This window comes from Xanthomonas sp. SHU 199 (assembly GCF_000364665.1).
In the GTDB taxonomy this organism is placed as follows: Bacteria; Pseudomonadota; Gammaproteobacteria; order Xanthomonadales; family Xanthomonadaceae; genus Xanthomonas_A; species Xanthomonas_A sontii.
Window position 1 is genome coordinate 1 of record NZ_AQOI01000486.1, and the last position, 8,698, is coordinate 8,698.

Annotated in this window: 6 protein-coding genes and 1 pseudogene; 3 read left to right on the forward strand and 4 right to left on the reverse strand. The window is 70.6% G+C overall.

Annotation, left to right across the window (positions count from 1 at the left end):
• The first annotated feature begins 56 nt into the window (after positions 1–56).
• Together D183_RS0115150 and D183_RS0115155 are read left to right on the forward strand one after the other, a co-directional pair.
• A complete protein-coding gene (locus D183_RS0115150) occupies positions 57–728 on the forward strand; it encodes a hypothetical protein (RefSeq protein ID WP_017909750.1) in 672 nt (223 codons plus the stop codon).
• Between the two features lie 149 nt (positions 729–877).
• Complete coding sequence (locus D183_RS0115155) at positions 878–2,137, forward strand: MFS transporter (protein ID WP_017909751.1); 1,260 nt, start codon at positions 878–880, stop codon at positions 2,135–2,137.
• A gap of 3 nt (positions 2,138–2,140) precedes the next feature.
• Here D183_RS0115155 and D183_RS0115160 read toward each other — a convergent pair whose 3' ends face one another.
• The gene (locus D183_RS0115160) at positions 2,141–3,124 is read right to left on the reverse strand and encodes an NAD(P)-dependent oxidoreductase (RefSeq protein WP_017909752.1); all 984 of its coding nucleotides are present in this window, start codon (positions 3,122–3,124) and stop codon (positions 2,141–2,143) included.
• Positions 3,125–3,389: 265 nt separating this feature from the next.
• Here D183_RS0115160 and D183_RS0115165 point away from each other — a divergent pair, with 265 nt between their 5' ends.
• A complete protein-coding gene (locus D183_RS0115165) occupies positions 3,390–5,372 on the forward strand; it encodes a PEP/pyruvate-binding domain-containing protein (RefSeq protein ID WP_232757282.1) in 1,983 nt (660 codons plus the stop codon).
• Positions 5,373–5,565: 193 nt separating this feature from the next.
• On the opposite strand, the gene glgX is transcribed toward D183_RS0115165, so the two are convergent.
• From glgX to D183_RS24905, 3 genes and pseudogenes are all read right to left on the reverse strand, one after another.
• The gene (gene glgX, locus D183_RS0115170) at positions 5,566–7,731 is read right to left on the reverse strand and encodes a glycogen debranching protein GlgX (protein WP_017909754.1); all 2,166 of its coding nucleotides are present in this window, start codon (positions 7,729–7,731) and stop codon (positions 5,566–5,568) included.
• 9 nt (positions 7,732–7,740) lie between these two features.
• Positions 7,741–7,947 carry a DUF2934 domain-containing protein gene (locus D183_RS26525; RefSeq protein ID WP_081613359.1) on the reverse strand — a complete coding sequence of 69 codons (207 nt, stop codon included), beginning with the start codon at positions 7,945–7,947 and terminating at the stop codon, positions 7,741–7,743.
• A gap of 14 nt (positions 7,948–7,961) precedes the next feature.
• Positions 7,962–8,698: pseudogene (locus D183_RS24905) on the reverse strand (malto-oligosyltrehalose synthase); the annotation flags it as partial.

Consider the following 8,698-nt stretch of genomic DNA (forward strand, 5'->3'; position numbering starts at 1 on the left):
GTTCGCGGCGGGCGCTGCCGGCCCCGCCGGCATCCCTTGTTCGTCTGGAGAATGCAATGCATTGGGTCGATCCCGATTCCTTGCCGGAAACCCGTGGCACGCTCGCGCGCTTCCTGCTCAACCCCAAGGCCGACGTCGACGGCCTGCTGTTCGACGACGGCACCGAAGTGCACACCCCGCCGCACCTGTCGGCGCAACTGCTGAAGGCGCTGCGTCCGGGTGCCGGCCTCGGCGTACGCGGACTCAAGCCGCGCGGCGCCGATGTGCTGGTGGCGTTGGCGGTGGACCCGGATGGGTCCGCGCGCATCGTCGATGAAGGTCCGCATGCCGGTCCGCACACACCCAAGCCCAAGCCGCCGGCCAAGCCCAAGCCTGCGCAGGACGCGGTGCGTCACGCCGGCACCATCGCAAGGCTGCTGCACGGCCCGCACGGGCAGGTGCATGGCGCGCTGCTGGAGGACGGGTTGATCGTGCGCTTCCCGCCGCACGCGGTGCCGGAATCGGCGCGCTGGCTCGCCGCCGGCAAGCCGCTGACGGCGCAGGGCGAATTGCTGGAGTCCGCGCATGGCCAAGTGCTGCATGCGCAGGCGTTGGGCGCCAGCGACGCGACGCTGCAGCCGTTGAAGCCGAAGCCGCCCAAGCCTCATCACAAGCCGTTGCACGCGCATGCGGATGATGCTGCGCCGAAGGACGGGCCCAAGCCGAAACCGAAGCCCAAGCCCCACTGAGTCACGAGTCGTCGCGGCGGTGTGCCCCTGGCCACCGCCGCGCCTGTGTTTCCCGCGCTCATCCAGGACACCGTCATGCCGCCCGTCGCGCCTGCGCAGCACCACGTTCTCCTGTCCTTGTCGCCGCTCGCGTCGCCGGCGGTGCGCGCATGAGCGGCACTGGCAAGCGCCCGCGCGGCACGCGCGCGCTGGAAGCGCTCAACTTCACCATGGCCGACGTGCAGGACGGGCTCGGCCCGTTCCTGAGCGTGTTCCTGCAATCCAAGGGCTGGTCGCTCGGCGCGATCGGCTCGGTGATGACCGCCGGCGGCATCGTCGGCATGCTCGCCACCACGCCGGGCGGCGCGCTGGTCGATGCGACCAAGCGCAAGCGCAGCATCGTGGTGGTCGGCTGCAGCATGATTCTGTTGGCCTCGGCGCTGCTGTGGTGGTCGCCGACCCTGCCCGGCGTCATCGCCGCGCAGGTGATGACCGCGCTCGCCGCCGCCGCGTTGGGGCCGGCGCTGTCCGGCATCACTTTGGGCCTGGTGCGCCAGGCCGGCTTCGATCACCAGATCGCGCGCAACCAGGTCGGCAGCCATGCCGGCAACGTGGTGGCCGCGGCGCTGGCGGGCTTGCTCGGTTGGAAATTCGGTTTCGGCGCGGTGTTCGTGCTGACCGGCTGCTTCGGCGTGCTGGCGATCATCTCGGTGTTGATGATTCCGCGCGACGCGATCGATCACCGTGCGGCGCGCGGTATGGCCGAGGCCGAGGACGAGGACGACAACGGCGCCCACGTCAGCGGCTGGTCGGTACTGCTGACCTGCAAGCCCTTGCTGGTCCTGGCCGCGGCGCTGGCGCTGTTCCACCTCGGCAATGCGGCGATGCTGCCGCTGTACGGCATGGCCGTGGTGGCCGCGCATCAGGGCGACCCGAACGCGCTGACCGCCACCACCATCATCGTCGCCCAGTCCACGATGGTGCTCGCCTCGCTGCTGGCGATGCGCCTGATCCGCGTGCGCGGACACTGGTGGGTGCTGCTGCTGACCTTCCTGGCGCTGCCGTTGCGCGGGCTGATCGCCGCCAGCGTCATCCACACCTGGGGCGTGTTCCCGGTGCAGATCCTCGACGGCGTCGGCGCCGGCCTGCAGAGCGTGGCGGTGCCGGCGCTGGTGGCGCACCTGCTGCAGGGCACCGGCCGGGTCAACGTGGGGCAGGGCGCGGTGATGACGATGCAGGGCGTCGGCGCGGCGCTGAGTCCCGCACTGGGCGGCTGGATCGCACAGGGGTTCGGCTATCGCGCTGCGTTCCTGCTGTTGGGCGGCATCTCGCTGCTGTCGCTGGCGTTGTGGGTGGGGATGCGCAAGCACCTGGTGACGGCGAAGCGCGGGCGTTCGGACGAGGAACCGGTGCCGCCGCTGCCGGCGTAGGCGTCAGCCCGGCGCCACTCCGGGCACCACCTCGTAGGCGATTCCTGCTGCGACCAAGTGCGCTGCCAGCGCCGCGTGCGGCGGCTGTCGGAACGCATCGCCCGGCAGCAGGCTGACCACGCGCTGTCCGGCCTGCGCCCGTTCGATCAGCAGCGCCAGATGCGCGGCCGGATCGTCCGGCAGCGGCTGGCGGCTGGCATCGCGGCGCGCCAGGCTCAGCACTGCAGCGCTCACTTGCGCACCGACCAGCAGCAGGTCGGCCTGGTTGAGCGCACGCAGCGCCTTCAGCGTCAGCGCGCCGGGGTCGCCGCTGCCGGTGCCGACCAGCCACACGCTGCCTTGCCGCGGTACCGCGTCGCTGCGCTGCAGGCTGTCGGCGAAGGCCTGCTCGGCGGCATCGCGTTGGCCGCTCTGCAGCAGGGTCTGCACCGGTCCCTCCAGTACCTGTTCGAACCAGCGGCGGCGCTGCGGCAGGTCCGGCAGGCGCGCGCGGATGGCGGCGCGGTGGCGCGCGAACAGTTGCGCCAGTTCGGCGTAGGAATGGTCCAGTTCGGTTTCCCAGCGCTCGCGCAGGCGCCGCGCCAGCATCGGTGCCGCACCGCTGGAGGAGATCGCGATCAACAGCGGGTCGCGATCGATGATCGCCGGCACCTGGAACGTCGACAGCGCGGCGTCGTCGACCACGTTGACCCACTTGCGCCGCGCTCCGGCCTGTTCGGCCAGTTGCCGGTTGAACGCGTCGTCGTCGGTGGCGGCCACCACCAGCCAGGCATCGTCCAGCCACTGCGGGTCGAAGGCGCCGTCGGCGCGCTGCAGGCGGCCCTGCGCCAGCCACTGCGCCACGGTGGGGTTGAGCGCGTGCGCGTACACCAGCACGTCGGCGCCGGCGTGCAGCAGCGCCTCAATCTTGCGCATCGCCACCTCGCCGCCGCCCACGACCAGCACGCGGCGTCCGGCCAGGTCGGCGAACAGGGGATACAGCGGCATGCGGACTCCTGGCTGGGGCGAGGTGCGTCAGGTCGCGGGCAGGCATGTGGCGGGGCCGCACGCGGCTGCGCAGCGTTCTGTCGGTCAACGATACCGAAAGGACGGTCGGATGGAGCTGTCCACAGGCGGAGGCCATTCCGTCCCCGCCATCCCAACGGTCGCGACGGCATCAAACGCCGGACCATGCCCGGCAACGCCTGGCCGCGCAGCCAACGCGCAGGCGCTGGCGTATGATCCGCGCTCGTCGCCCTCCCGAACCGGCATCATGGATCGAGCCCGTCCGTCCCTTTCGTGGCCACGCGTGTCGGCGTGGTGTGTCCTTTTCGCGCTGCTGTGGCCGGTGGCGCCCACGCTGGCGCAGACCGCGCGCAAGCCGTCGGCCTACGAGCAGCGCCCTGGCAGCAATGCCACCGTGCAGCCGGCGACGGGGCCCGATTCCCTGCCGCGCCTGGACAGCCGTGCGCAGTTCCTGCAGCTCGCGCGGGTCTACAACGCCGGCACCGCGCTGGAGCTGCCGCATCTGCTGTTCGTGATCGACCGGCAGCAGGGTGGACGCGTCTACTACCTCAACACCCCGCGCTTCGCGCTGCACGAGCAATTCGTGCGCCAGCGCCTGGCGCCGGGCATGGGCAAGACGGCGCTGAAGGCGCAGTACCGCGATCCGCAGCGCCGCTTCCTGTTCGGCACCCTGAGCTGGCAGCAGGATCTGCCGGGCTACACCTACGAGTTCTGGGAGGGCGACGTCCTCACCGCGCCCTTGTTGCAGCAGACCGATGCCGCCTTGCGCGCCTCGTTCTTTGACGCGCTGCGGTTCAAGACCAACTCCACGCTGCACGAACAGGTGGCCAAGTCCGCCGGGCTGGCCTTCGTCACCCAGGAGGCGCTGCTGCGCGAGCAGCGCTTCCTGCCGTTGAACACCGGCCATGCCGAGGGACGGCTGCGCATCGTGCGTTCGGAGGCGCAGTTCCGTGCCCTGTCGCCGCGCGACATCCCGGTACTGGACGAGGTGCCGATCGCGTTGGCGCCGGTCGCCGGCCTGATCACGCAACGCCCGTCCACGCTGTTGTCGCACGTCAACCTGCTGGCCAAGGGCTGGGGCATTCCCAACGTGTACGTGCGCGATGCGCAGGCGGCGTTGCGCCAGTACGACGGGCGCTGGGTGCAACTGGACGTCACCCACAACGACTACCGGGTGACAGCGCTGGCGGGTCCGCCGACGGCCGCACCCGCTGCCGCTCCCCGCACCGCGGCTCGCGCGCTGCCGCGTCCGGACCTGAGCGTGGCCGCGCTCAAACCGCTGGCGGCGCTGCGCGCCCGCGACAGCCGCGCCTGCGGGACCAAGGCCGCCAATCTCGGCACGCTGAAAGCGGTGCTGCCGCCGGCCGCGCGCGTGCCGGACGGCTTCTGCATTCCGTTCGCGTTCTATCAGGCGACGCTGCAGCGTCTGCAGGTCGATCAGCGCCTGCGCGACCTGCAGCGCCGTCCCGGCTTCGCCACCGATGCGGAGGTGCGCCGTGCCGCGCTGGCGACCCTGCGTGCCGAGATCGCCGACGCCGCGCCCGATCCCGCCTTCGTGCGTGCGCTGGAGACGCAGTGGCAGGGGCAACTGCACGGCGCCGGTGTGTTCGTGCGCAGCTCGTCCAACTCCGAGGATCTACCCGGCTTCAGCGGCGCAGGCCTGTACACCACCGTGCCCAATGTCACCCGCGCCGATGCCTTGGCCAAGGCGGTGCAGACGGTGTGGGCGTCGGTGTACAACTTCGAGGCCTACGAAGCGCGCGCCGCCGCCGGCCTGCCACAGGACGCGGTGGCCATGGCGGTGCTGGTGCAGCTGGCCGCGCCGTCCGACAGCTCCGGGGTGATGATCACCCGCGATCCGTTCGATGCCGCGCGCCGCCACGTCACCTACATTTCGGCCAAGCGCGGCCTGGGCATCCGTGTGGTCGAGGGCAAGCGCCAGGCCGAACAGGTGATGTATTCGAGCTGGTCCAAGGCGGTGCAGGTGCTGAGCCGCTCGGCCGAGGACACCCAGCTCGTGGCCAACGCCGCCGGCGGCGTCCGCGAGGTGCCAATCGTCGGCACCCGCCAGGTACTGACCGACGCGCTCATCGCGCGACTGGCCAAGGTCGGCGCGATGACCAAGCAGGCGCTGGGCGGCGCCGACCAGGACATCGAATGGGCGGTGGTCGGCGACGAGGTGGTGATCCTGCAGGCGCGGCCGTATGTGGATCGGGGTGGGCGCCAGTAAACCCCCTCAGTGGCTGCCGGAGGCGTTATCGGTGCGGCTGCTTGCGGTGGGCAGCTGCGCGGCACGGCGGTATCTGAGTTCCATCGAGCTCTGGTCGCGGCTGAACCGCTCCTACGGATGACAGCTCGCAACGTCCGCCTTCTGTAGGAGCGGACCCGCAGCGCCCGGCAGATCGCCAGGCGTCCCCATCGGCTCACGGCGTCGGCGCATCCGCATTGCGGTGATGCGCGGCCGTGGACTTGCTGTCGCGCTCGGCCGCCAGCAGGGTCAGCGAGCGGCCCAGGCCGTGCCATTGCGAGCCGCCGGGCAGGCCGTGTTCGCCGTTGCGCTCGGCGGTGTCGATCAGCACGCGCCAGTGTTCGCCTTCCACTAGCGGCAGAGTGAACGACACGTCCTCGATCGCGCCGTTGACGATCATCAACAGGGTCACGTTCGACGCGGCCTGGCGCAGGCCGCTGGACGGGGCGCGGCCGTCCAGGCGCATCATCAGTGCGCGGGCGTGCGGGTCGTGCCAGGAGGCTTCGGTCATCTCCTCGCCGTCCGGGGCCAGCCAGGTCACGTCCTTGATGCCCAGTTCCTCGTCGTAGACGCCGTCGAAGAAGCGTGCGCGGTGCAGCAGCGGGTAGTGCGCGCGCAGGTGGGTCAGGCGCGAGACGAAGGCGCTGAGCTGGTGCGCGCGCGGGCCGGCTTCCCAGTTCAGCCAGGTCAGTTCGTTGTCCTGGCAGTAGGTGTTGTTGTTGCCGCCCTTGCTGCGGCCGAACTCGTCGCCGGCCAGCAGCATCGGCGTACCCTGCGACAGCAGCAGGGTGGCCAGCATGTTGCGCATCTGCCGCAGGCGCAGCGCGTTGATCTGCTCGTCGTCGGTCTCGCCTTCCACGCCATAGTTGGCGGAGATGTTGTTGTCCGAGCCGTCGCGGTTGTGCTCGCCGTTGGCCTCGTTGTGCTTGTGCGCGTAGCTGACCAGATCGTGCAGGGTGAAGCCGTCGTGGGCGGTGACGAAGTTGACCGAGGCGGTGGGGCGGCGGCCGCGGTGGTGGAACAGGTCGGCCGAGCCGGTCAGGCGCGTGGCCAGTTCCGCCAGTTGGCCTTCGTCGCCGCGCCAGAACGCGCGCACGTTGTCGCGGAACTTGTCGTTCCACTCCGACCAGCCCGGCGGGAAGCCGCCGACCTGGTAGCCACCGGGGCCGACGTCCCATGGCTCGGCGATCAGCTTGACCTGGCTCAGCAGCGGGTCCTGGCGGCAGGCGTCGAGGAAGCCGCCCTTGGGGTCGAAGCCGTGGTGCTCGCGGCCGAGGATGGTGGCCAGGTCGAAGCGGAACCCGTCCACGTGCATCTCCGAGACCCAGTAGCGCAGCGAGTCGTTGACCATGCGCAGCGCGCCGGCATTGGTCAGGTCGAAGGTGTTCCCGGTGCCGGTGTCGTTGATGTAGAAGCGGCGGTCCTCGGCCAGGCGGTAGTAGCTGGCGTTGTCGATGCCCTTGAACGACAGCGTCGGCCCCAGTTCGTTGCCTTCGGCGGTGTGGTTGTAGACCACGTCCAGGATCACTTCCAGCCCGGCGCTGTGCAGCCGGGCCACCATCTGCTTGAACTCGGACACCGTGCGCGTGGCCATGTAGCGCGGGTGCGGGGCGAAGAAGCCGATGGTGTTGTAGCCCCAGTAATTGCGCAGGCCCTGCTTGAGCAGATATTCGTCGTCGACGAAGGCGTGCACCGGCAGCAGTTCCACCGCGGTCATGCCCAGGCGCTTGATGTGCTCGACCACCTCGTCCACCTTCAGCCCGGAGAAGGTGCCGCGCCAGGCCTCGGGGACCGAGGGGTGGCGCATGGTGGTGCCGCGCAGGTGGGTCTCGTAGATCACCGTGCTGTCCCACGGCGTCTGCGGGCGCTGGTCCTTGCCCCAGGTGAAGGCCGGATCGATCACCGCGCACTTGGGCATGTAGGCGGCGCTGTCGCGACGGTCGAAGCTGAGGTCGGCATCCTTGTGGCCGATGGTGTAGCCGAACAGGGCCGGCGCCCATTTCAGTTCGCCGACCAGTTGCTTGGCGTAGGGATCGAGCAGCAGCTTGTTGGGGTTGAAGCGGTGCCCGGCGTCGGGCGCGTACGGACCGTACACGCGGTAGCCATAGAGCTGGCCGGGGCGCGCGTCGGGCAGGTAGCCGTGCCAGATCTCGTCGGTGTACTCGGGCAGGGCGATGCGTTCGATCTCGCGGCCGCGATCGTCGAACAGGCACAGCTCCACCTTGGTGGCGTGCGCCGAGTACAGGGCGAAGTTCACCCCCAGGCCGTCCCAGGTGGCGCCCAGCGGATACGGCAGGCCCTCGCGGATACGCGAACGGCGGGTGAGCTTGCGCACGGGCATGAAGGATCCTTAGGAAGAGATGCTGCCGGTGCCGGCGCTGCGTCGCGGTTGCGACGGCGGCAGCGCCTCGGCATCGGCTTCGGCGGCCGCTTCCGCGGCCACCAGGCGTTCGGCCATGGCCCAATGGCGGGCGGCGTGGCCATCGGGTCGCCCTTCGGCTTCCCAGATTTCGTGCGCGAGTTGGCGGATGCGGCGTTGGCGTGTTTCTGCGTCCATGGCTTCTTGCGAGATCAGGGGGAGGCGACCAGCACGGCCACCGGGAACTCGGCGAACAGCGCCGACACCGCAATGGCCGACGTCGCGTCGACGGTAGCACTGGCCAGCACCGGGCGATACTGTGCCTGCGGCAGTGTCAGAACCGTGTTACGCCAATCGAACTGCGCCCGCAGCGGCACGTCCGGCCGCAGCGCCTGCGCGGCCGCGCCCAGCCGCGGCACCGCCACCACCAGCGAGGCGCCCTCGTGTTCGCGCACGAAGCCGAGCACGTGTTGGGCCTGCGGGCCCTGCGCCTGCAGCGGCGTGTAGCGGCCGTGCGCGAACAAGTCCGGATGCGCGCGCCGCAGCTGCAGCAGCTGTGCGGTCAGCCACGCCTTGACGTGGCCGCTGTGCCAGTCCTGCAGCAGCGCGTCCGCTGCGGTGGCATCGCGCAGCCAGGCCTGGCGCAGCGCGTAGTCCACCGGGCGGCGGTTGTCCGGATCCACCAGCGACAGATCCCAGCCCTCGCTGCCCTGGTACAGGTCGGGCACGCCGGGCAGGGTCAGGCGCAGGGTGGTCTGCACCAGGCTGTTGAGCGCGCCGGCCGGGGCCAGCGCCGCGGCCGCCTGCGCCAGCGCCTCGCGCAGTGCGGCGCCGGCCGGCTGCAGCAGTGCGGCGTCGAGCAGGGCGCGCGCATTGCGCTCGTAGTCCTCGTCCGGCCAGGTCCAGTGGGTGCGCAGCTTGGCTTCGCGCGCGGCCTTGAGCTGCCAGG

What these genes read in the sequence shown, in the direction of transcription:
- D183_RS0115150 (WP_017909750.1), top strand. Translation starts at nt 57, where the DNA reads ATGCATTGGGTCGATCCCGATTCCTTGCCGGAAACCCGTGGCACGCTC.
- D183_RS0115155 (WP_017909751.1), top strand. Translation starts at nt 878, where the DNA reads ATGAGCGGCACTGGCAAGCGCCCGCGCGGCACGCGCGCGCTGGAAGCG.
- D183_RS0115160 (WP_017909752.1), bottom strand. Translation starts at nt 3,124, where the DNA reads ATGCCGCTGTATCCCCTGTTCGCCGACCTGGCCGGACGCCGCGTGCTG.
- D183_RS0115165 (WP_232757282.1), top strand. Translation starts at nt 3,390, where the DNA reads ATGGATCGAGCCCGTCCGTCCCTTTCGTGGCCACGCGTGTCGGCGTGG.
- glgX (WP_017909754.1), bottom strand. Translation starts at nt 7,731, where the DNA reads ATGCCCGTGCGCAAGCTCACCCGCCGTTCGCGTATCCGCGAGGGCCTG.
- D183_RS26525 (WP_081613359.1), bottom strand. Translation starts at nt 7,947, where the DNA reads ATGGACGCAGAAACACGCCAACGCCGCATCCGCCAACTCGCGCACGAA.